Raw genomic sequence first — 22,260 nt, 5'->3', positions numbered from 1 at the left:
ATGAATAAATTCCTGTTTTCCTTCCTTGTGCTTCTGCTGCTGCCGGTGGCAGCAGTCATCATTATTGCCCCGATGGACAGCCAGAAGCAGTACATTTTTGGCCTGATCAGCATCGGGCTGTTATTCCTGCTGGGCATCAGTAAAAGCCGCCGCATCAGTGTGGTCATGGTCATCATGTCCGTCATGATGTCGACGCGGTATATTTACTGGCGCGCGACAGAAACGCTGCATTTTAATTCAACGATAGAAGCCATCTTAGGGATCGGTTTATTTCTCGCCGAACTGTATGTCTGGATTATCTTATTGCTGGGCTACCTGCAAACCACCTGGCCATTAAAACGCACCATCGAACCGTTGCCGGATGACACCTCCCTGTGGCCGACGGTCGATGTGTATATTCCGTCGTACAACGAAAGTCTCGACGTGGTGCGTGATACCGTGCTGGCGGCGCAGTGCATCGATTATCCGAAAGACAAAATCAAAATTTATGTGCTCGATGACGGTAAACGCGATGAATTTGCGGTGTTCTCGGCGGATGCAGGCGTTGGCTATATTACGCGTAATGACAACTCCCACGCCAAAGCCGGTAACCTGAACCATGCGATGAAACTCACCAAAGGCGAGCTGATTTGCGTATTCGACTGTGACCACGTGGCGACACGCGCGTTCCTGCAGGCGACCGTCGGCAGCTTCCTGAAAGACCCCCGTCTGGCGCTGATCCAGACGCCGCACTACTTCTATTCGCCTGACCCGTTCGAACGTAACCTTTCTGCCGGCCGCACCATGCCGAACGAAGGCGCCCTGTTCTACGGCCCGGTTCAGCAAGGTAACGACAACTGGAATGCGACCTTCTTCTGCGGCTCCTGTGCGGTGATCCGCCGCGTGGCGCTGGAAGAAGTCGGCGGATTCGCCGTGGAAACCGTCACCGAAGATGCCCACTCCGCGCTGAAAATGCAGCGCCGTGGCTGGAATACCGCGTTTCTGGATATCCCGCTGGCAGCCGGTCTGGCGACGGAACGTCTCGGTCTGCACGTGGTTCAGCGTACCCGCTGGGCGCGCGGCATGACGCAGATTTTCCGTGTGGATAATCCGCTGCTCGGCCGTGGCCTGAAATGGCAGCAACGTCTGTGCTATCTCAACGCCATGCTGCACTTCCAGTTCGGCCTGCCGCGCGTGGTGTTCCTGACCGCGCCGCTGGCATTCCTGCTGTTTAACCTGAACATCATTTCCTCGTCCGCCAGCCTGATCTTTGCTTACGCGCTGCCGCACCTGGTGATGTCGCTGTACATCAACTCCCGCATGAATGGCCGTTTCCGTTATACCTTCTGGGGTGAAATCTACGAAACCGTGATGGCCTTCCACCTGATCCTGCCTACGATTGTGACCATGTTCGCGCCAAAACGCGGCAAGTTTAACGTGACGGATAAAGGCGGTTTGCTGGATGTCGGTTTCTTCGATTTCAACATCGTCAAACCGCACCTGATTGTCGCGATCCTGATGCTTGCGGGTATCGGATACGGCATCGTGCGCGCCGTATTTCATGATTACTTTGCCATCGACCCCAGTGTTGTCGCGCTGAACATTGCGTGGGGCAGCTTCAGCGTGCTGATTTTACTGGCGGCGATTGCCGTAGCGAAAGAAACCCGTCAGGTGCGTAAAACCATCCGTATCGACGTGGCGATCCCGGCGATTATTCATTACGCCAACGGCATTTCACTGCGCACCACCACCATTGATATGTCGATGGGCGGTGTGCAACTGGTGACGCCGGATGTGCGCTATCTCAATGAAGAAATTGAAGAAGTGGAGATCCAGCTTTCTTCCGGTGCGGAGAGCTTCCCGGTGACGCAAGTCAGCGGAGACAAAAACCGTCTGCGTCTGCAATTTGAAAACCTGCCGCTGTCGAAACGCCGCGAACTGGTGCGCGTGGTGTTATGCCGCGCTGACGCCTGGATTGGCGAAGAATATCCGCCGGATAACCCGTTCAAATCACTGGCAAGCATCATCCGTTGCGTGTTTGAGTTGTTCTATAACACCTGGAAAGAACGCCGCGCCAAAAATAAACCCGCTGACGCCACCAGCAAGAGTGAAGCAGCATGAATCGAACTCGTAACCTGATGATGAAGCGCCGTTTATCTGCTGTGCGGGGCATGTCCCTGTTCAGGAAAATCACCACCGGTCTGTTACTGACTTTCAGCAGCCTGCCGTTGTCACAGGCGGAAGAAACGCCCGCCCCTGCACTCGATCCGGCAACCAGCCTGCCTGCCGCGCCGTCATGGCTGCCGCCGGTTACCCCCATGCCGGGCGAAAGTGCGCCAGCCAGTGACACCACGCCTGCCGCCGATGCGCCGCAGACTGACACCACACCGGCGAATAACAGTGCGCCGGTGCCTGATGTGTCTGCCGATCCTTCCGCTGTCCCTGCGCCCGTCATGCCGCTGGTGCAGCCGGTGACCAGCAATGTGACGGTCGCCGAAATGGGCCAGCCGAACGGGCTGACGCTCAGCGGCGGCCAGTTGCAGTCCGGTATTATTTTCACGCTGCCTGCGGATGAAGTGGTGACCAATGCGCACCTGTCGCTGGCACTGAAAATTTCCCCGGCGCTGATTGCCCGCGATACCACGCTTGAACTGATGCTCAACGGCCAGCCGCTGGGTAACCTGCCGCTGAACCAGAGCAGCAACGGCGGCGATGTCTACGATCTGGACATTCCGTCGGCCATGGTGGTGTCGAACAACAACCTGAGCTTCCGCGTTCATGACAGCAACACCATGACCTGCGAGAAAGATCAGTCGGACAAGTATTGGGTCACGATTTTGCCGACCACCAGCATCGGGCTGGAAGGGCAGCAGCTGAACATTGGCCGCAATCTGGGTAACTTCCCGCGCCCGTTCTTTGATGGCCTGCAAATGCAGGAGTCCAAAATCACCATGGGCTTCTCCGCGTCCATGAAACCGGGCGATGTCAGCGCAGCGGCGATGGTCTCGTCTTATCTCGGCATGTTGTCCGATTATCGCAGCGTTGATTTTCCGGTCATCCTGAACGATTTACCGGATCAGAACGGTATTCTGTTCGGCAAACCGGGGGATAAAATCGGCTCCCTGACCCTGCCGGCAAGCAGTGGTGCGTCGATTCAGATCATCGATAACCCGATTAATCCGGTGTACAAACTGCTGCTGGTGCTGGGCAACGATGATAACGAACTGCGTCAGGCCGCGTATCGCCTGATCAGCGCCGGCCTGCCGAATAACACCGATCATCTGGATGTGACGCAGCAGACGATCCCGTCGAGCAAACCTTATGACGCGCCGCGCTGGATCGACACTTCCCGTCCGGTCACGCTGGGCGAGCTGGCGGGTAAAGATCCGGATTCACTGATTTCCAACGGCATTTATCATGATGGCATTCAGGTGGCGTTCCGCGCCGCGCCTGACCTGTTCATGTGGGATGGCCATAACATTCCGGTGCGCATTGATTACCGTTTCCCGACCGAAAACTGGATTGATGAAGACAGTTCAAGACTGAACGTCTCCATCAACAGCAACTTCCTGCGCAGCCTGACCGTCAACAAAGTCGGTCTGCTGGAAAACATCTGGCGTCGCCTCGGCGGTGACAGTCGTCAGGAACGCTACACGCTGCAACTCGCGCCTTACCTGATTTACGGCGACAACCAGCTGCAATTCTATTTCGACATCAAGCCGAAAAAAGATGCGCCGTGCAGCATTCTGACCAGCGATAACATCAAGAGCCGTATCGATCCGAAATCCTTCATCGACCTGAGCGGAAGCTACCACTTTACCCAGTTGCCGAACCTGTCGTATTTCGTCGGTGCGTCTTATCCGTACTCCAAACTGGCGGACTTCTCCGACACCCTGATGCTGCTGCCGCCAGCACCGGGCGCGGATGAAATCCACACCCTGCTGAATCTGGCCTCCCGCGCCGGTAAAGCCACCGGTATGCCGGTTAATCATGTGCAGGTCGCCTTTGGTCTGAAAGGGGATGAGCAGAATAACCCGCTGTTTGATCGCGATATTCTGGCCGTCACCACGCTCGGCGACACACCGTTCAACCAGCAGTTACTGACGGATTCGCCGTTCAGTGCCAATGCAGGTTCGATGGGTGTGAGAACGCCGACCCAGGTGCAGCGCGTGGTGGCCTGGCTGACCGGCGACTGGTATCGCCAGCCGGTGGATGCGGACCGCTATCTGTCGTCTACCGGCGCATGGCGTGGCTTCGTCAGCTACCGCTCGCGCTGGTCCGCCGATCACGTGGTCGTGGTGGCTACCGGCACGGACGATCAGCAGTTGCTGAAAATCCATAACGATTTGAAATCACCGAAAATCAACGCCAACGTGCGCGGCGATCTGGCGATCATTACCGATGAAAACGGTATCCGCAGCTTCTCCGTCGGCCAGCAATTCCCGACCGGACAAATGCCGTGGTACATGATGGTGCTCTGGTACGCCAGCACACACATTGTGATCCTGTCCTTTATTGCCACCCTGATTTCGCTGGTTATCGGCCTGAGCCTGTTCGTCGTCCTGCGTCGTCACGCCGCTAAACGTCTGGGTCAGAAATGAAAAGCATCGGCTTTATAACAAAAACAATGACGTTCCTCCCGGTTTCGGGCGGCGACTCTCTGGCGATTACCGGAGCTGGAAAATGAATAAACATAAACTGTCCCTGGCGGTGATCAGGGCTATTTATCTGGTAGGGATCGCCGGAGTAGCAAGTTTCAGTCACGCCACCCTGGCGGCGGACACCACCAACCCGGCCATGAAAGCCCTGTTTGATCAGGCCGCTTACTGGCATGAACGCGCTCATGACGATCTGGCAAAAGATGCGTTGCAGAAAGTGTTGCTGGTTGAGCCAAACAACACGCAGGCGCTGTACCTGATGTCGCTGTATGCCATGCAGGGCGGAGATAAAACCGCCGCTAACCAGTGGCGCGAAAAACTGTCGGCGGTCTCGCCGGATGACCCGCGTCTGGCGTCGCTCAACAGCGCGAAAGCCATGCAGTCTATTCCCCCGGCGCAACTGGCCTCTGCCCGCCAGATGGCCGCACAAGGCAACGTCAGCGGCGCGCTGGCGGCGTACCGCACCCTGTTTAACGGCAACCAGCCGATCGACAGTCTGGCGACCGAATATTACCTGACCATGGCGGGCGACAAATCGCTCCAGCCGCAGGCGATTGCCGGTTTACAACAACGCGTCGCCTCACGTCCGGACGACACGCAGGCGCGACTCGGTCTGGGTAAAGTGCTGACCTATCAGGAATCCACCCGCCGCGACGGTATCAAACTGCTGAGCACCCTGGCCGGTTCCAGCACAGAAGCCGACCGCTCCTTGCGTCAGGCGTTGTTGTGGATGGCTCCGCAGGAAGATGACCGTGATTTGTATCAGGGTTATCAGGCGCGTCATCCGAATGACACCGCCGTGATGGCCTATTTCCAGAAAAACATTGGCGGCGCGGCGAAAGGTCAGGGTTTCACCGCCCTGAACAGCGGCGACGTTAACAGCGCGAAAGCGAAGTTTGAAAGCGTGCTGGCCGATAACCCGAACGACGCCGATGCACTGGCCGGTCTGGGTTATATCGCCCAACGCAGTGGCAACTTTGAGCAGGCGTCACAGTATCTGAGCAAAGCCGCTGCACAGGGCGGCCCGAACAGCGCCCAGCTGAGCAATCAGGCACAGGATTCCGCGTTCTACGCCCAACTGGCGAAAGCCAAAGACGCCGCCGGTTCCGGCAGTTACGACGCCGCACTGGCGGCGGTCACCCCGCTGACCCAGGTCGGTGGCGAAAAAGGCCAGTCCGCCAGCCTGCTGCGTGCCGATATCCTGCGCCGCAAAGGCGATCTGGCCGGTGCGGAACAGCAATACAGCGCGCTGGGTGACAACGCCGATGCCCGCGCCGGGCTGTATTACGTGCTGCGTCAGCAGAATAAAACCGCCGAAGCGAATCAGGTACTGAAAACCCTGCCAGCCGGTTTGCAGGCCAAAATGAATCCGCCGACCGTGGCCGATGTCATCGAGCCAATGCGCCGTCAGGCCGCACAGGCCGTGGCGAATAACGATCCGCAGCGCGCCCTGAATATTCTTCAGCAGGCGCAGGAACGTCAGCCGTCGAACGTCTGGGTAAAACTGGATATGGCGCGCATCCTGCAATCGCAGGGACAGACCGCACAGGCGCAGTCGATCATGGCACCGTCTTCGCGTCCGGGCGCGTCTTCCGCCGATCTGTACGCCGCCGCCCTGTTCGCGTCGGAAACCAAAAACTGGTCAACCGCCAACGCCCTGCTCTCACGCATTCCGCGCAGCAGTCAGAATCAGGGCATGCGTGAACTGGCGCAGCGCGCCAACTTCAATGCGCAAATGGCCGATGCGGAAAGCTATCTGCAACAGGGCAATACCGCCGCCGCGTCTAACACCTTACGCGCGCTGGCACAGAATCCGCCAACCGCACCGGCAGATGTCGGTGCGCTGGCGAAAAATCTGGCTGCAGCCGGTCAGCTTCCGCTGGCGGTGCAACTGGTCCGTCAGAATATGCGTCAGGGCGTCAACGGCAATGCCGGGGATTACGCCGATCAGGTTTCCGTGCTGAATCAGGCCGGCCTGACCAACGAAGCGCAGGCCTTCCTGCAAAATCCGCAGATTCAGTCCGGCACGTCACCGACGGCGCTGGCCAGCCTGCGTAACGGTTTCGTGATCAATCAGGCTGATCAGCTGCGCGAGCAAGGTCAGTATGCGGCAGCCTACGACAAGCTGGTCGTCGCCTTACAGGCCGATCCGCAAAACCGCGATCTGATGCTGGCGATGGCCCGTCTGTATCAGTCCGGCAAACTCAATAAACAAGCCGGTCAGGTCTATAACTACCTGATGAGTAACGATACCCCGACGCAGGATGCGCGCATTGGGGCGATTAACGTGGCGCTGGGTGAAGGGGATAACGATCGGGCGAAAACGCTGATGGAAGGACTGCGCGGACCGCGTACGCCTGACCGTCTGTTGCTCGAAGCGCGCGTCGCCGAAGCACAGGGCGATCACCAGCAGGCGCTGGCGTTACTGCGTTCGGCGAAAGGCAAGATGATCGGGCTGGAAGGCGCGGACAGCACGGCGCAGGTCGCCGGCTTGCAGATCAGCGACAACCCGTTCATCAACCGCACCACGCGAACGTCGGCTTCACGTCCGGCGACGCAATCTTCTTACGGCACCGTGCTGCCGTGGCAGGTGTCCGATCAGGTGACCACGCCGGGGAACATTCCGGCCGCCACCGCCACACCGGCAGCAGTGACGCAGCGTAATGCCACCGAGAAACAGATCGACGACATGCTCGACGATTTGCAGGGCAAAACCGCGACCTGGGCGCAGGGCGATATGTCGATTCGTGGCCGTGACGGCGAAAGCGGTCTCAGCCAGCTGACCGAAGCCAAAGCGCCAATGACCTTTGCCTTCGTGCCGTTTGACACGTCACGCCTGAGCATCGGCGTCACGCCGGTTTCCCTCAGCGCAGGCAGCCCGTCGGGCACAGGCAATGCACGTTTCGGTCAGGGCGCTTTGGCAAGAGGATACTCCTCGGCGGCAGCGGCATACAGTGCGATAGCCGGTGTACCCATCACGTCCAAAGATATGCAGGCATACTTGTCGGATCCAGCTAATCAGCTGGCTTCGCTCAGTCAGGCACGGAGTGCGCTTTCAACGCTCTATACTGACAATCAGTGTTCATCAGTAAGCAGTTCTTCCAGTGCAGATCTGGTTGCTCAATGTAATGCGCTTAGCAGCCGCATAACTGCATTGAATGCAGTCGATCCAACAACCTACCAGGCTCCTGACGGAGGTAACCAAAGCGCGACCGGCGTGGAAGTGAACGCCGCGCTGACCGGTGACAGCTATAAAGCGGATATCGGCAGCACGCCGCTCGGGCAGGATCTGAACTCGCTGGTCGGTGGCGTACAATGGGCACCCAAACTGACCGACTTCACCACCCTGCGGGTCACGGCGGAACGTCGTGCGGTCACCGACAGTATTCTGTCCTACGTCGGCACCAAAGATACTTACAGCGGCAAAACCTGGGGTCAGGTCACCAAAAACGGCGGCAGCCTGAATCTGTCGTACGATGACGGCGACGCCGGTTTCTACGCCGAAGCGGGGTATTACAGCTATCTCGGTAACAACGTGAAGAGCAACAAATCGGTGAACGCCAATGCCGGTCTGTATGTCCGTCCGTACCGTTATGACGATCGCGAGCTGAAAACCGGTATCAACGTCGGTTACATGGACTTCGATAAAAACCTCAGCTATTACAGCTTTGGTCAGGGCGGCTACTTCAGCCCGCAAAACTATGTCAGCGTCTCCTTCCCGGTGGAATACACCCAGAAATATGACGACTGGGATCTGAAACTGTCCGGTTCTGTGGGTTACCAGTCTTATTCACAGGATAAGAGCGCCTACTTCCCGAACAACCCGGACCTGCAGAAACAACTGGATGAGTTGGTTGATGCTGGTTTCGGCACAGAGTCCTACTATGCGGGTAAAACAGAGAATGGTATCGGCTGGAATGCGGGCGTGGGTGGCAATTATCACCTGAACAAGAGCATGCAGATTGGCGGACAGGTTGGCTACGATACTTTCGGTGATTACAACGAAAGCAAAGCGCAGGTCTACTTCCGTTACCTGATGGGTCAAAATTAATTCCGGTGGACTAAAACCATGCAAGAAAACAATTACACGCAGGTCGCGCAGGAATATTACCGCCAGCGTCACACCACACCGGGCTGGCAAAGCCTGGTGCAGGTGCTATTTTCAGGTATTCTGGCCTCCGCTGACGATGAAGACGGTCACCGTTTTCTCACGCTGATGGGCAACAATCTGGCAAGCCAGCATCCGTTGCCCGTCTCGGCGACGCTCGGCGAACTGGAAGACAATATCAATCACATCCTCAGTCGTTTTGACTGGGGTGTGGTGAAACTGGAAGCCACCCAGCAACAACTGGCGCTGGTACACATCGCCTGGCCGGTTTCTCCGCAGGGACAGGACGACGAGCTGTGGCGTATCGCGCTGATCGCGTTGTTTGAAGGCCTGTATGCCGGATGGCTGTTATCGCAGGGCGGGCAGCCGTATGTTCCGCTGCGCTGGCAGGAAAGCACGCCGGAAGGCGCATTCGTTTTCCGTTATCAAAATGGTTTGTAAGGAATTTCTATGTTGGCATTTCGACGCTACAGACGGGTGCTGTGGTTCAGCCTTATCTTCGCGTTTTTCAGTTCCGCTGTAATGGCTCAGGATTCTGGCTGGTCTGCGTATAAAAGTCGCTTTCTGATGCCTGACGGGCGAATCATCGATACTGCAAATAAAAACGTCAGCCACACCGAAGGGCAGGGTTTCAGCATGCTGCTGGCGGTGTTTAACGACGATCAGGCAACGTTCGACAAACTGTGGCAGTGGGCAAACACCACGCTGTACCGCCAGGATATCGGTCTTTATTCATGGCGTTACGATCCGAACAGCACCCCGCATGTGGCGGACACTAACAACGCCTCCGACGGCGATACGCTGATGGCCTGGGCGCTCCTGCTGGCGGGCGATAAGTGGAACGACAGCCGTTACACCAAAGCCTCGGAGAAATTGCAGGCGGCGCTGATCAAATACAATGTGATTGATTATGCCGGTTACAAAGTGATGCTTCCGGGCGTGAAAGGTTTCAACCAGACCAGCAACGTAACCGTCAATCCGTCTTACTTCATCTTCCCGGCGTGGCAGGCGTTTTATGCCCACAGCCATCTGAAAGTATGGAAAGATCTGGATGAAAGCGGCACCGCGATGCTCAGTAAAATGGCGTTTGGTGAATTCCGTCTGCCGACCGACTGGGTCGATATGCAGGCCGATGGCACCCTGAAACCGGCCAGCCGCTGGCCGACGCGGTTCAGTTACGATGCCGTGCGTATCCCGCTGTATCTCGGCTGGGCGCATCCGGGCAGCCCGCAGATGGCACCGTTCATCTTGTGGTGGCAGAAATCACCGCGTAACGCGACGCCAGCCTGGATTGACGTGATGACCGGCACCAGAGCGGGCTACAACATGTCGCCGGGCTTATTAGCCGTTCGTGATTTCACCATGGCGAATGCCGCGGCCATCAGCCCGAATCTGGCCCCGAAAGACGATTACTACTCTTCCACCCTGCAACTGCTGAGCTGGTGGGCAAGTCATAAAGGGTAAGAGTTCTGTGGAATAAAAAGGCCGGTCAGGGGGATGCTGACTGGCCTTTTTATCTGGAGCAATTTAGTTAATCTGATAACTGAAATTAGCCGTATAGTTTTGACCGTTATAGTGATAACTGACAGAATTGCTTAACGAAAAAACGTTTCCGCTGTAGGTAATATTTACCCGATTATCTGGGCGGGTGTTGATATCAGCAATTGTTCCACTCCCTGAGATAAACGGAAAACCGTTTGCCAGATACTTAACGATTTCACTGTTGCTTCCCTTCAGTTCACCTGCCAGATAGTACCGGTAATGGAAAGGTACCGTCGCCCCACCACTTTGGCTTTCCGTCATGTACAGCCACATATGGTCATTGATTTTTTGCGTGCGAAGTAATGCATCTCTGACAGGGTCATCTCCGCCCCGATTAAACAACCACCACCCTGTCACCAGCAGTAACAGAGCGAGCGTCACAAAACGATGTAGCCACTTAATAGCCATTCTGAATGGCATAATCGATTCCTTCTTGTATGTTGCGTTGATCCGTCGGGTCATCGCCGTAAGGCGGCCTCTGAGTCCATTTTCCCCATTCGGGTTTCGATGTTCCCGCACGCTGTTGTGCAAATCCAGCCCCCATCAGAAGTGTTGTCGCAGGAATACCGGCTGCCGTTCCTGCAGCACCAAAGTTAAAATTTCCGAAGGCCGCCCAGTAAGGGTCATAGGCTTTATAATCCCAGGGGCCGTGATTTCTCACTTTCTGATAAAACCAATAATATGTACTGGCCGTGGCCATGTTTCTCGATGTTCCATGCTGCCGGGCTTCTCTCATATTGTTTTGAATTACCTGCGAGCCGGGACCAGATAAGGGTACAGATGCCATATGTAACGTCCTGTTATTGTAAAGATGCACCTAAACTTTATCATCATCCTGTATGACAAACTGTCTGAAAAAGGGAGAATCATTTTTTAATCATTACTCAGTGCAAACCTATTTCATCAAAAATTTATCTCAACCATTCTTCATTTGTTTAAAAATAAACTTTTCTCTTCTGAATTAAAATAACCTGATTTACCACAAAAAAACCTCTCGCCCTGTGTTTGACTATAATGGATGCAATGAAAACCGTATCGAGTGAGGAACCGTGAAAATAACGCCCCCGCAACGTCCTGAAGACTCTGTCAGTCGCCTGATATCCGCGCTTATGCCGGTCAGTACTCCCATCACTGTCGTTCCGCGTAAAAGACTGGCGTGGGCTTATCAGGGTAATTCGCAGTTTTATCTGTTTCTGGAAGGCGAAGTGTCAGTGCTGCGCGCCTCTGACGGGCTGGTGATGGCAACGGCTTATGAACCGCTGGTTTTCGGGATTGCCGAGGCGATGCAGAAGGTTCACAGCCAGACATTACGCGTGGATACGCAGGCGGCGCTGCGTCGTGTGGATGCTGCTCAGGCCATGTCGATTTTCAGCGAAAACACCCTCTGGCAGGATGTCGCCGCTACCCTGTCGTACTTCAGCAGTTATCTTTTCTACCGCGACGCGCTGGTCGTCCAGCAACGTACTTATTCAGTCATCAGAAACCATTTGCAGGAGATGATCCTGTTACCTGCCGACACCCGCTTACGCATCTCTATTCTCGAATATATACAGGAGCGCACGCATTTATCACGCAGCAGTGTATTAAATGTCATTCACGCCCTTAAAGCCGGTGACTATATCGAGACCAGTCGCGGAGGATATTTACTGGAACTGACTAAATTACCTGAAGAATTTTAGCCAGCCGGGAATAATAATTATTCCCGATACTTCCAAAATTTAATTTTAAACAGATTACCGTTTTATCCCATCCGGATTTTTAATTAGTATTTTCCCCGACAACTTCACACTTCAAGACATTCTGTTCCACGGCGGACAGAAACAGAATCCGGGGAATATATGAAAAAGACACTTGTCGCGATACTTTTATTAAACGTCTGCGCTGTCTCCAGCGTCTATGCCGCTGCGGATACCAATACCTGGTACGGCGGGGCAAAACTGGGCTGGTCACACTATTTTGATGCCAGCGGTAAAGGCAACTTCAACGATAACCTCAGCAAAGCCACCGACTTTGATTACGACAAAGACAATGTCAGCGGCGGCGTATTCGGCGGGTATCAGATCACCCCATGGCTGGCGGTTGAAGGCGGCTACGATTATATGGGCAACATGGATATTCACGGTAACCACGGCGCTTCCGGCTCCAAACTGGAAAGCCAGGGCCTGCAAATGTCCCTGAAAGCCAGCTACGGTCTGACCGATGACTGGGATATTTATGGCCGCGCCGGTGCCATGGCGTACCGCGCTGAAACCAAAAACAACGGTCATGACAATTTCGAAACCGGTGTTCGCCCTCTGGCGGCAGTCGGTACGGAATATGCCTTCACCAAAAACTGGGCAGGCCGTCTGGAATACCAGTGGGTCAGCAACGTGGGCAACTCGAATCAGATCGGCATCAGCAGCGATGTCAGTTCCGTCTCTGCCGGTGTGGTCTACCGCTTTGGTCAGCATAACGACATGCCGATGGCCACGCCTGCCGACCGCTGATCAACAGCAAGTCACCGAACCACGGATGATGGTAGCAGTAACCTCAAAAACCGATCACCTTCACACCTTGATCGCGAACGTAGTCACAATAATAAGTTCCATTAAGTCCGTTTGCCCGATATGCACTGTCGGGCATTTTTTTTGCTTTTTTTCAGGCGGATGCCCACAAAAAAGCCCGCTTTTCGCGGGCTTCGTTATGACAGCGTGGGATTACTGATTTACGGCGACCGTCTGCGTGGTGCCGGTTTCATCCTGATCGACGGCGAAACAGGCGACGAGCTGGTCGCCGTACTGTTTCAGCTGCGGCTGGAACTGTTTGCAGGTGCCGAACGCGCGGCGGCAGCGGGCGTTGAACGCGCAACCGGCTGGCGGATTCAGCGGGCTTGGCAGCTCGCCGGTCAGTTTGATGCGTTCACGACGCTCGTCCGGGTTCAGACGCGGCGTCGCGGACAGCAATGCCTGCGTGTAAGGATGGCGCGGATTGCTGAAGACGGCTTCTTTCGACCCCTTCTCCACGCAGCGACCGAGATACATCACCATCACTTCGTCGGCGATATGTTCCACCACGGACAAATCATGCGAGATGAAGACGTAGGACAGCCCCAGATCCTGCTGCAAATCCATCATCAGGTTCAGTACCTGCGCACGCACGGAAACATCGAGCGCGGACACCGGTTCATCGGCGATCACCACGTCCGGATCCAGCATCAGACCACGGGCGATAGCAATACGCTGACGCTGGCCGCCGGAGAACATGTGCGGATAGCGGTCGTAATGCTCGGTTTTCAGGCCGACTTTCGCCATCATCGCCAGCGCTTTCTCGCGACGTTCTTCGCGGGTCAGTTTGGTGTTGATCAGCAACGGTTCTTCGAGGATCTGCCCGACTTTCTTACGCGGGTTGAGCGATCCGTAAGGATTCTGGAACACGATTTGGATCTTCTGACGACGCAGCTTTTCAGCGGTGGCGTCAGGTTTCAGCAGATCCTGCCCGCGGTAATACAGTTCACCGCCGGTCGGCACTTCAATCATGGTCAGCAGACGGCCCAGCGTGGATTTACCACAGCCGGATTCGCCCACCACCGCCAGCGTTTTGCCGCGTTCGAGGGTAAACGACACGCCATCGAGCGCCTTCACCGTGCGTTCCTGGCCGAAGATGCCCTTCTTCACCGGGTAATGTTTTTTCAGGTCAATCGCATGCAACAGCGGCTGCGCTTTGGTGTTATCAGGACTCATAAGTAGGTCTCCCGGCATCATCCAGCGGATAATGGCACTTCGACTGACGCCCGTTCGCGAGGTCACGCAGCGCAGGTTCTTCTTTACGGCAACGGTCGGTCGCATACGGACAACGCGGATTCAGCAGACAGCCGTTCGGGCGGTCATACTTACCCGGCACCACGCCCGGCAACGACTGTAAGCGGGCTTTATCCGCCGCGAATTCCGGTAAGGATCGCAGCAACGCCTGCGTGTACGGATGGCGCGGCGCACGGAAGATTTCCGTGGCTTTGGCCGATTCCACCACCTGACCGGCGTACATCACGATGATGTGATGCGCGGCTTCCGCCACCAGCGCCAGGTCATGGGTGATCAGCATCAGCGCCATGTTCTCTTTCTGTTGCAGCTCAAGCAGCAACTCGATGATCTGCGCCTGAATGGTCACGTCGAGCGCGGTCGTCGGCTCATCGGCAATCAGCAGTTTCGGGCGACAGGCGATCGCCATGGCGATCATCACGCGCTGGCTCATCCCGCCGGAAAGCTGATGCGGATAGACATCGAGACGCGAAGCCGGATCAGGAATACCGACCAGATTCAGCAGATCGATGGTGCGCTGACGACGGGTCTTTTTGTTGCCGCCCTGATGCACTTTGATGGCTTCCATAATCTGGAAACCGACGGTGTAACACGGGTTCAGGCTGGTCATCGGATCCTGGAAAATCATCGCGACTTCGGCACCGACAATCTGGCGGCGCTCTTTTTCGCTGATGCCCTGCAGGTTACGGCCACCGAACTCCAGTTTTTCTGCCATCACTTTGCCGGGGAAGTCGATCAGCCCCATCAGCGCCAGTGAACTGACGGATTTACCGGAGCCGGACTCGCCGACAATCCCGACCACTTCGCCCTGTTTCACGCTGTAACTGATACGGTCTACCGCGCGGAACGGTGTCCCTTCGTCACCAAAGTGAACGGAGAGCTTATCCACGGTCAGCAACGTTTTGCCGACCTGAACGTCATTCGTTAATGTTGTTTCCATCTCCAACCCCTTACTGCTTAAGTTTAGGGTCGAGGGCATCACGCAGGCCATCACCCATCAGGTTAAATGCCAGTACCGTCAGCAGGATGATCACACCCGGGAAGGTCACGACCCACCAGGCACTTTGAGCAAACTGTAAGACGTCCGACAGCATGGTGCCCCACTCCGGCGTTGGCGGCTGTGCGCCCATGCCGAGGAAGCCCAACGCTGCCATATCGAGGATGGCGTTGGAGAAGCCGAGCGATGCCTGAACAATCAGCGGCGCTAAGCAGTTAGGTAAAATGTTGACGAACATCTGACGGGCAGACCCGGCACCGGCCACGCGCGACGCGGTCACATAGTCGCGGTTCACTTCCACCAGCACCGCCGCGCGGGTTAAGCGGACATAGTGCGGCAGGGCAACGAAGGTCAGCGCCAGCGAGGCATTGACAATCGACGGACCGAAAATCGCCACCAGCACCAGTGCCAGCAACAGACTTGGCAGGGCCAGCATGATATCGACCACGCGCATGATGATGGCGTCCACCACACCGCCGTAGTACCCGGCAAACAGACCGAACACCACGCCGAGGATCAGCGAAAGTACAACGACCAGACAGCCAACCAGCAGTGATAAACGCGCGCCGTACATCAGACGCGAAAGAATATCGCGGCCCACGTCGTCGGTGCCCAGCAGGAATTTCCAGCTACCACCTTCCATCCAGACCGGCGGGCGCAGCAGCGCGTCACGGAACTGTTCAGCAGGCAGATGAGGAGCGATCACGTTCGCGCCAATCGCAATGACCAGCATGATAATGATGTAAGCCAGGCCGACAACGGCCCCTTTGTTACGCTTGAAGTAATGCCAGAATTCGCGCATCGGCGGCATCGGCACTGGCGCAGCCGTCACTAACTCGTTAGCGACCGGCTCAGTGGTTTGAGACATTGTGCGCCCCTTATTTCTTGTGGCGAATACGCGGGTTGACCACGCCGTAGAGCACATCTACCAGCAGGTTAACCACGATGATCAGAGTAGCGACCAGCAACACCCCGCCCTGCACGACCGGATAGTCGCGGCGCTGGAGTGCGTCGATCAGCCACCGGCCGAGTCCCGGCCAGGAGAAGATGGTTTCCGTCAGGATGGCGCCGCCGAGCAGCGTACCGACCTGCAAACCAATGATGGTCACCACCGGCAGCAGCGCGTTGCGCAGTGCGTGGATGACGATCACCCGCATACGGCTGACGCCTTTGGCGCGCGCGGTACGGATGTAGTCTTCGCCCAGGACTTCCAGCATGGAAGAACGGGTCATACGCACAATCACCGCCAGCGGAATGGTGCCCAGCACGATGGCCGGTAAAATCATGTGCATCACGGCATCGACGAAATCACCCGGTTCGCCCCAGAACAGCGTGTCGATCAGCATAAAGCCGGTCAGCGGCAGGCTGTCATCGAGGAAGACGGTGTCGCTTATTCGCCCCGACACGGGCGTCAGATTAAGCTGCACCGAGACCAGCATCACCAGCATGATCCCCCACCAGAATATTGGCATCGAATAGCCGGTCAGCGAGATCCCCACCGCCGTGTGGTCGAATATCGATCCCCGTTTTACCGCCGCCAGCACGCCCACCGGGATACCGACAATGATCGCGAAAATCATCGCGCAGATGCCCAGTTCCAGTGTTGCTTTAAAGCGCGGTACGAATTCCTGCCAGACAGGGGTGCGGCTTTTTAAGGACGTGCCCAGGTCGCCATGCAGCACGCCGTTCACGTAGTGGAAATATTGTTGGTAGAGAGGCTTGTCGAGCCCCATATCTGCCATCAGCTGGGCGTGACGTTCGGGGGAAACACCGCGCTCGCCTGCCATGATGGTGACCGGGTCGCCTGGTATCATGTGTACGAAGGCAAAAGTCAGCAAAGTAATGCCGATAAACGTTGGGATAACTAACCCCAGACGTCGGAGTATGAACTGCAACATATCCCGTACTCTCTGTATAAAATGCCCGGAGAACCGTAGCTCGCCGGGCTTATTGATAGCTCACAAAACTTTATATCGCTGAACTAAAAGACGTAGTGAGCGCTCAGCGAGCAAGGCGGAGGAGCAGAGCAATTGAGACATACCATTAGGTAGGCGAAAATTGCGAGCACCGCACAACGCAGCTCCCTGTGCGCTCAGTAGTCAATTACTCCATTGAGACGTTTTCGAAGTGGTGTTTGCCGAGCGGATCTACGACATACCCTTTAACTTCTTTACGAACAGGTTCGTACACGGTGGAGTGAGCGATGATCAGCGCAGGTGCCTGGTCATGCATCACCACCTGAGCCTGCTGGTACAGCGCAGCACGTTTGGCGTGATCGGATTCAGCACGGGCTGGCTGGATCAAATCTTCAAACGGCTTGTAACACCAGCGGGAGTAGTTGGAACCGTCTTTCGCTGCCGCACAGCTGAACAGGGTGGCGAAGAAGTTATCCGGATCCCCATTGTCGCCGGTCCAGCCCATCATCACAGACTGGTGCTCGCCGTTTTTCGCACGCTTGAGGTATTCGCCCCACTCGTAAGTCACGATGTTGGCTTTCACGCCAATTTTCGCCCAGTCAGCCTGGATCATTTCAGCCATACGGCGTGCGTTCGGGTTGTACGGACGCTGTACCGGCATCGCCCACAGATCGATAGCGAAACCGTCTGCGTGACCTGCTTCTTTCAGCAGCTCTTTGGCTTTCTCAGGATTGTATTCGTAATCCACGACGTCTTTGTTGTAGCCCCACATTGTTGGTGGGATCAGGTTTTTAGCCGGCTGGCCAGCACCCTGATAAACCGCATCGATGATGGCTTTTTTATTCACAGCCATGGTCAGTGCCTGACGCACTTTCACTTCATCCAGTGGTTTCTTCTCAACGTTGAAGGACAGATAACCCACGTTCAGACCTGGCTGTTGCATCAGGTTGATGGATTTATCTTTCTTCATTGCCGCGATATCTGCCGGGTTCGGGTACGGCATTACCTGGCATTCGTTTTTCTGCAATTTCGCGTAACGCACGGACGCGTCAGGCGTGATGGAGAAGACTAAACGGTCGATCTGCGGCTTGGTGCCCCAGTAGCCCGGGAAGGCTTTGTAGAGGATGCGTGAATCTTTCTGGTATTGCAGAAGCTGGAACGGACCGGTACCGATCGGATCCAGGTCGACTTTCTCAGGGGTTTTCGCTTTCAGCATGTTGTCAGCGTATTCCGCAGACAGGATGGAAGCGAAGTCCATCGCCAGGTCAGCCAGGAATGGCGACTCCGGACGGTTCAGCACGAACTGCACGGTGTTGTCGTCCACTTTCACGATCTTGTTGATCAGATCGCCCATGCCCATGCCTTCGAAGTATTCGTAGCTGCCGCCAGAAACGCCGTGGTATGGGTTATTTTTGTCCAGCTGACGTTCGAAGGAATACACGACGTCGTCCGCGTTGAAATCACGGGTCGGTTTGAATTCCTTGTTGTCCTGCCATTTCACGCCTTTGCGCAGATGGAAGGTGTAGGTTTTGCCATCAGCAGATACGTCCCACTTCTCAGCCAGACCCGGCTGAATTTCAGTGGTCCCGATCTTGAACTCAACCAGACGGTTGTAGATAGGCACGGAGCTTGCGTCATACGTGGTGCCTGAGGTGAACAACTGAGGGTTAAAGCCTTCAGGTGAACCTTCAGAGCAATACACTAACGTTTTTGCCTGGACACTGGCCGCAACGGTCAGCGCAATCAGGCCCATACTGAATTTCAGTAGCCCCGACTTACCTAAAGAGATTGTCATCGCTTCTGCTCCATCGATTAATGGTGATGTGGATGTGTGTGTTGTGTATACAGCTCACGTCACCCTTTATTTTTATTTGCGGGTGACTGTGTTTGCTCGTGCGCTGCAATAAGTCCAACCAGAGCATGGTGAACTGCCATTTTTTTCCTTCGAAGTGTAAAGTTGGCTTTACAAAATCTTACCGGAAATAATCACTGGTCTTCCTTGGGGCTATCAATTTGGCAACTCCTTTCCTTGACGTCAATATAACCATCAGGCATTTACACAGACTGTGAGTTACAACAAACAAACATAAAAAAACATTTTGTTAACCAATTCAGGACGAATGTTCAGTCTGCGCAGGGAATAACCACACATTCCCCTTTGTAAAAGAATATTCCTGGGGGTTTCGCCCATTTTAAATCCCTAAAAATTTCTGGCTAAATGATGAATATATGAACGGTTATTTTTGAGATAGGGGTGGAAACCAGCGGAAAATGCTGGGAAGTGCCGCAAACGGCGCGGAGTCGTCAGCGAAAGCGTTTGCGCCTGCAACCGCAAAACACCCCAAAATAGCGCAATTGCACGCTGGTGGTGCAGGTGATTTAGCGTACTGATGTTGTCTGTTTTTCCGGCATAAGCCGGGTTGCGGGCGGACATGGATTGAAACCAATATGTTAATCAGTTTTTAAACTCTGGCGCACTTCTTGCTAGTTCTTAAGGGCTTATCACCCGCCAGAGGTTTTGTGATGGAACTGAAGTGGTTTGAAGATTTTCTCAGTGTGTCTCAGTGCTATAGCTTTACGCGAGCCGCCAGCGAAAGGAACATCACCCAGTCCGCGCTGAGCCGCCGGATTAAACAACTGGAAGAATGGTTAGGCGTGCCGTTGTTTGACCGCAAAACCTACCCGATACGACTGACTCCGGAAGGCCAGGATTTCCTGCATACCGCCGCAGAACTGGTGTTTTCCATGACGCAGTTGCGCAGCGATCTGCGTGAGCGTCATGCACAGAAGCATGCCATCGTGCATTTCGCGGCGCTTAATACGCTCTCCCTGACCTTTTTCCCCGACTGGATTAACCAGATCGACCCGTCGCATCAGTACGGCTATATCCGTTTGTGCGATCAGCAGCCCTCTTTCAGCGGCAATATTTCGCTGCTGCTGGATGGCGAAACCGATTTTCTGCTGACGTACGCCCACGATTCGGTTCCGCTGATGAAACAGCTCGAACGCTTTCCGTATATCGAACTGGGAAAAGAAAATGCGCTGGCGGTGTGTGCGCCGGACGATAAAGGCAAACCGCTGTTTCCTTTACACACCTTTAGCGGCACACGTACCCCGTTGCCTTATCTCAGTTACGGCAACCGTTCCTTCTTCGCCCACGCGCTGACCGCCCTGTTTGCCTCGCGCCCGCTGCCGCTGAAACCGATTTACGAAAATCCGATGTGCAGCGGACTGAAAGCGATGACCGTGTCCGGCTGCGGCGTGTCATGGCTGCCCACCAGCCTGATTAGTGAAGAACTGGCGAGCGGATCGCTGCTCCGTGCCGGGGAACGCAGCTGGGATATTCAGGCCAGCATCCGTCTTTACCGGCTGGAAAAATTCCGTACCCCGCAGGCCGAACGGCTGTGGAATAAAGCCAGCCTGCTGCATCAGACCCGCGCCGTCGCCTGACGTTTTCAGGCGGCAAAACATGTTCTTCTCCACGCCTGCCAGCCTGCGGGAAGCTCCCCGCGACCTGTAAATTACCCTTTCTGTTCAGATAGTCACACTGACTATGCCGTTTTCGCATACCTGAAAAAATCTATGCAATTTCAGAATGGGTCAGATGAAAGACTCATTGGATCTTTGCCGCCCCTGCACACATTCTGAACAGGTTCCTCCGACACATTCACTTCACGAAACTGTAGCCACTGGCACAAGGAGTCTCCGTTGAATAACGCATCTGCGCAGAATAAAGAAACCGTCTGGAGCCTGGTCGACGCCAAAAAAGCCCTGTTCACCGCCCTGAGCGATCGCATCTGGGGTATGCCGGAAATTTGCTATACCGAATACCGTTCCGTCGCCGAGCACACGGCGATGCTGAAAGAGCAGGGTTTTCGCGTCACGGAAAACGTCGCTGACATTCCGACTGCGGTGATGGGCGAAGCCGGTGAAGGCGGCCCGATCATTGCGATTCTCGGCGAATACGATGCGCTGCCGGGGCTGAGTCAGGTGGCAGGCATTGCCCGTCCTGAGCCGCTGCCGGGCAACGGTCAGGGCCACGGCTGCGGCCATAACCTGCTGGGTTCTGCCGCGATGCTGGCGGCCACCGCGCTGAAAGACTGGCTGGCACAAACCGGTACACCGGGGCGTGTGCGCTATTACGGCTGTCCGGCGGAAGAAGGCGGTGCCGCGAAATCCTTTATGGCCCGCGCCGGGGCGTTTGACGGCGTGGATATCGCCATCACCTGGCATCCGAATGCCTTTTCTGAAGTCGCCCGCGCCGAATCGCTGGCCAACACCCGCATGGATTTCGTCTTCCATGGCCGCTCCTCACACGCCGCCGCGTCGCCGCATCTTGGCCGCAGTGCGCTGGATGCCGTTGAACTGATGAACGTCGGCGTCAACTATCTGCGCGAACACGTCCCGCAGGATTCCCGTATTCACTACGCGATGCTCGATTCCGGCGGCATCGCGCCGAATGTGGTGCAGGCGCGTGCCGCCGTGCGTTACGCCATCCGTTCACGCGACGTTCACGCCATGTTTGAACTCAACGAGCGCGTGAAGAAAGTCGCTCAGGGTGCGGCGATGATGACCGAAACCACCGTCGATATCAGCATCATGAGCGCCGTGGCGAATCTGCTGGGCAACCGTCCGCTGGAAGAAGCCATGCAGCGTAACTTTGAACTGCTCGGCCCGCTGGAATTCGACGCGCCTGACAAAGCCTTTGCCGCTGAAATTCAGGCCACGCTCAGCCCGCAGGATCTGCAAAGCGCCTACCGCCGCATCGGCCTCAAAAAACCGCAGGACGCCTCGCCGTTATGTGAATTCATTGTCCCGCTGGAAACCTCCGGCGAACTGATGCTGGGGTCGACCGACGTCGGGGACATCAGCTGGAAAATGCCCACCGTGCAGGCGCACGTCCCGACTTACGCCATCGGGACACCGGGCCATTCGTGGCAGCTCACCGCGCAGGGGAAAATGCCCGCCGCGCACAAAGGGCTGGCTTACGTCGCCAAAATCATGGCCGCCACCGCCATCGACACCCTGACCGACAGCACGCTGATGGCAGCCGCGAAACAGGCGCATCAGGAACTGACCGCCGAAACCCCTTACGTGTGCCCGATCCCGCCGGAAGTCAAACCGCCGGTTCAGCCACGTCCTGAATAATGTGTGCGCCTCCCCCTGCGAAGGGGGAGGCCGGGAGGGGGTTTAGCTGGCAACTCCGGCGATGCCATTAATACCCCAGATGCGATCGCTCAGGGCGGTGAACAGGGCTTTTTTGGCG

The 22,260-nt window shown here is 55.9% G+C and carries 17 protein-coding genes; 9 read left to right on the top strand and 8 right to left on the bottom strand.

What is annotated here, in order from left to right; translation table 11 throughout:
• From bcsA to EYY67_RS23320, 5 genes are all read left to right on the top strand, one after another.
• Positions 1–2,100: a UDP-forming cellulose synthase catalytic subunit gene (bcsA, locus tag EYY67_RS23340; protein ID WP_131694490.1), complete on the top strand. Its 2,100-nt coding sequence runs from the start codon at positions 1–3 to the stop codon at positions 2,098–2,100.
• Complete coding sequence (gene bcsB, locus EYY67_RS23335) at positions 2,097–4,580, top strand: cellulose biosynthesis cyclic di-GMP-binding regulatory protein BcsB (protein ID WP_131694489.1); 2,484 nt, start codon at positions 2,097–2,099, stop codon at positions 4,578–4,580. The genes bcsA and bcsB overlap by 4 nt, the downstream gene beginning before the upstream one ends.
• An 82-nt stretch (positions 4,581–4,662) precedes the next feature.
• On the top strand, positions 4,663–8,688 hold the full coding sequence (locus tag EYY67_RS23330; RefSeq protein WP_131694488.1) for a cellulose biosynthesis protein BcsC: 4,026 nt from the start codon (positions 4,663–4,665) through the stop codon (positions 8,686–8,688).
• Between the two features lie 18 nt (positions 8,689–8,706).
• Positions 8,707–9,186 (top strand): cellulose biosynthesis protein BcsD, encoded by a 480-nt coding sequence (gene bcsD, locus EYY67_RS23325; protein ID WP_131694487.1) that lies wholly within the window; start codon positions 8,707–8,709, stop codon positions 9,184–9,186.
• Positions 9,187–9,195: 9 nt separating this feature from the next.
• Positions 9,196–10,209, top strand: coding sequence for a family 8 glycosyl hydrolase (locus tag EYY67_RS23320; protein WP_131694486.1), 1,014 nt, complete (start codon positions 9,196–9,198; stop codon positions 10,207–10,209).
• 63 nt (positions 10,210–10,272) lie between these two features.
• Here EYY67_RS23320 and EYY67_RS23315 read toward each other — a convergent pair whose 3' ends face one another.
• Positions 10,273–10,707 carry a hypothetical protein gene (locus tag EYY67_RS23315; RefSeq protein ID WP_131694485.1) on the bottom strand — a complete coding sequence of 145 codons (435 nt, stop codon included), beginning with the start codon at positions 10,705–10,707 and terminating at the stop codon, positions 10,273–10,275.
• On the bottom strand, positions 10,685–11,074 hold the full coding sequence (locus tag EYY67_RS23310) for a polymorphic toxin type 44 domain-containing protein (RefSeq protein WP_131694484.1): 390 nt from the start codon (positions 11,072–11,074) through the stop codon (positions 10,685–10,687). Before EYY67_RS23310 ends, EYY67_RS23315 begins: the two co-directional genes overlap by 23 nt.
• A gap of 262 nt (positions 11,075–11,336) precedes the next feature.
• Here EYY67_RS23310 and EYY67_RS23305 point away from each other — a divergent pair, with 262 nt between their 5' ends.
• Both EYY67_RS23305 and EYY67_RS23300 read left to right on the top strand, forming a co-directional pair.
• Positions 11,337–11,966: a helix-turn-helix domain-containing protein gene (locus EYY67_RS23305; RefSeq protein WP_131694483.1), complete on the top strand. Its 630-nt coding sequence runs from the start codon at positions 11,337–11,339 to the stop codon at positions 11,964–11,966.
• Positions 11,967–12,125: 159 nt separating this feature from the next.
• The gene (locus EYY67_RS23300) at positions 12,126–12,773 is read left to right on the top strand and encodes an outer membrane beta-barrel protein (protein WP_095923946.1); all 648 of its coding nucleotides are present in this window, start codon (positions 12,126–12,128) and stop codon (positions 12,771–12,773) included.
• A gap of 210 nt (positions 12,774–12,983) precedes the next feature.
• Here EYY67_RS23300 and dppF read toward each other — a convergent pair whose 3' ends face one another.
• From dppF to EYY67_RS23270, 6 genes are all read right to left on the bottom strand, one after another.
• Positions 12,984–14,006 (bottom strand): dipeptide ABC transporter ATP-binding subunit DppF, encoded by a 1,023-nt coding sequence (dppF, locus tag EYY67_RS23295; RefSeq protein WP_095923947.1) that lies wholly within the window; start codon positions 14,004–14,006, stop codon positions 12,984–12,986.
• Complete coding sequence (dppD, locus tag EYY67_RS23290) at positions 13,996–15,021, bottom strand: dipeptide ABC transporter ATP-binding protein (protein WP_095923948.1); 1,026 nt, start codon at positions 15,019–15,021, stop codon at positions 13,996–13,998. Before dppD ends, dppF begins: the two co-directional genes overlap by 11 nt.
• 10 nt (positions 15,022–15,031) lie before the next feature.
• Positions 15,032–15,946, bottom strand: a complete 915-nt coding sequence (gene dppC, locus EYY67_RS23285) for a dipeptide ABC transporter permease DppC (RefSeq protein ID WP_095923949.1) — start codon at positions 15,944–15,946, stop codon at positions 15,032–15,034.
• Positions 15,947–15,956: 10 nt separating this feature from the next.
• Positions 15,957–16,976, bottom strand: a complete 1,020-nt coding sequence (gene dppB, locus EYY67_RS23280; RefSeq protein ID WP_013573445.1) for a dipeptide ABC transporter permease DppB — start codon at positions 16,974–16,976, stop codon at positions 15,957–15,959.
• Positions 16,977–17,181: 205 nt separating this feature from the next.
• A complete protein-coding gene (gene dppA, locus EYY67_RS23275) occupies positions 17,182–18,789 on the bottom strand; it encodes a dipeptide ABC transporter periplasmic-binding protein DppA (protein ID WP_037033811.1) in 1,608 nt (535 codons plus the stop codon).
• 405 nt (positions 18,790–19,194) lie between these two features.
• Positions 19,195–19,428: a hypothetical protein gene (locus EYY67_RS23270; protein WP_131694482.1), complete on the bottom strand. Its 234-nt coding sequence runs from the start codon at positions 19,426–19,428 to the stop codon at positions 19,195–19,197.
• An 89-nt stretch (positions 19,429–19,517) separates the two neighbouring features.
• Between EYY67_RS23270 and EYY67_RS23265 the strand changes: the two genes are divergently transcribed.
• Together EYY67_RS23265 and EYY67_RS23260 are read left to right on the top strand one after the other, a co-directional pair.
• Entirely contained in the window at positions 19,518–20,444 is a 927-nt protein-coding gene (locus EYY67_RS23265) for a LysR family transcriptional regulator (protein WP_119825492.1), read from the top strand.
• A 258-nt stretch (positions 20,445–20,702) separates the two neighbouring features.
• On the top strand, positions 20,703–22,142 hold the full coding sequence (locus EYY67_RS23260) for a M20 family metallopeptidase (protein WP_131694481.1): 1,440 nt from the start codon (positions 20,703–20,705) through the stop codon (positions 22,140–22,142).
• The last annotated feature ends 118 nt before the right edge of the window (positions 22,143–22,260 follow it).

Origin of the sequence: Rahnella victoriana, from assembly GCF_004330295.1 — a bacterium.
Taxonomy (GTDB): Bacteria; Pseudomonadota; Gammaproteobacteria; order Enterobacterales; family Enterobacteriaceae; genus Rahnella; species Rahnella victoriana.
Note: the sequence above shows the minus strand (reverse complement) of the source record. Positions and strands in the feature narration are given on the sequence as shown.

Bases quoted from the DNA above. Each gene is read 5' to 3' on its own strand.
- EYY67_RS23315 (WP_131694485.1), bottom strand. From the start codon at position 10,707: ATGCCATTCAGAATGGCTATTAAGTGGCTACATCGTTTTGTGACGCTC.
- EYY67_RS23330 (WP_131694488.1), top strand. From the start codon at position 4,663: ATGAATAAACATAAACTGTCCCTGGCGGTGATCAGGGCTATTTATCTG.
- bcsD (WP_131694487.1), top strand. From the start codon at position 8,707: ATGCAAGAAAACAATTACACGCAGGTCGCGCAGGAATATTACCGCCAG.
- dppA (WP_037033811.1), bottom strand. From the start codon at position 18,789: ATGACAATCTCTTTAGGTAAGTCGGGGCTACTGAAATTCAGTATGGGC.
- EYY67_RS23310 (WP_131694484.1), bottom strand. From the start codon at position 11,074: ATGGCATCTGTACCCTTATCTGGTCCCGGCTCGCAGGTAATTCAAAAC.
- dppB (WP_013573445.1), bottom strand. From the start codon at position 16,976: ATGTTGCAGTTCATACTCCGACGTCTGGGGTTAGTTATCCCAACGTTT.
- EYY67_RS23265 (WP_119825492.1), top strand. From the start codon at position 19,518: ATGGAACTGAAGTGGTTTGAAGATTTTCTCAGTGTGTCTCAGTGCTAT.
- EYY67_RS23320 (WP_131694486.1), top strand. From the start codon at position 9,196: ATGTTGGCATTTCGACGCTACAGACGGGTGCTGTGGTTCAGCCTTATC.
- dppF (WP_095923947.1), bottom strand. From the start codon at position 14,006: ATGAGTCCTGATAACACCAAAGCGCAGCCGCTGTTGCATGCGATTGAC.
- dppC (WP_095923949.1), bottom strand. From the start codon at position 15,946: ATGTCTCAAACCACTGAGCCGGTCGCTAACGAGTTAGTGACGGCTGCG.
- EYY67_RS23270 (WP_131694482.1), bottom strand. From the start codon at position 19,428: ATGTCCGCCCGCAACCCGGCTTATGCCGGAAAAACAGACAACATCAGT.
- EYY67_RS23300 (WP_095923946.1), top strand. From the start codon at position 12,126: ATGAAAAAGACACTTGTCGCGATACTTTTATTAAACGTCTGCGCTGTC.
- bcsA (WP_131694490.1), top strand. From the start codon at position 1: ATGAATAAATTCCTGTTTTCCTTCCTTGTGCTTCTGCTGCTGCCGGTG.
- dppD (WP_095923948.1), bottom strand. From the start codon at position 15,021: ATGGAAACAACATTAACGAATGACGTTCAGGTCGGCAAAACGTTGCTG.
- bcsB (WP_131694489.1), top strand. From the start codon at position 2,097: ATGAATCGAACTCGTAACCTGATGATGAAGCGCCGTTTATCTGCTGTG.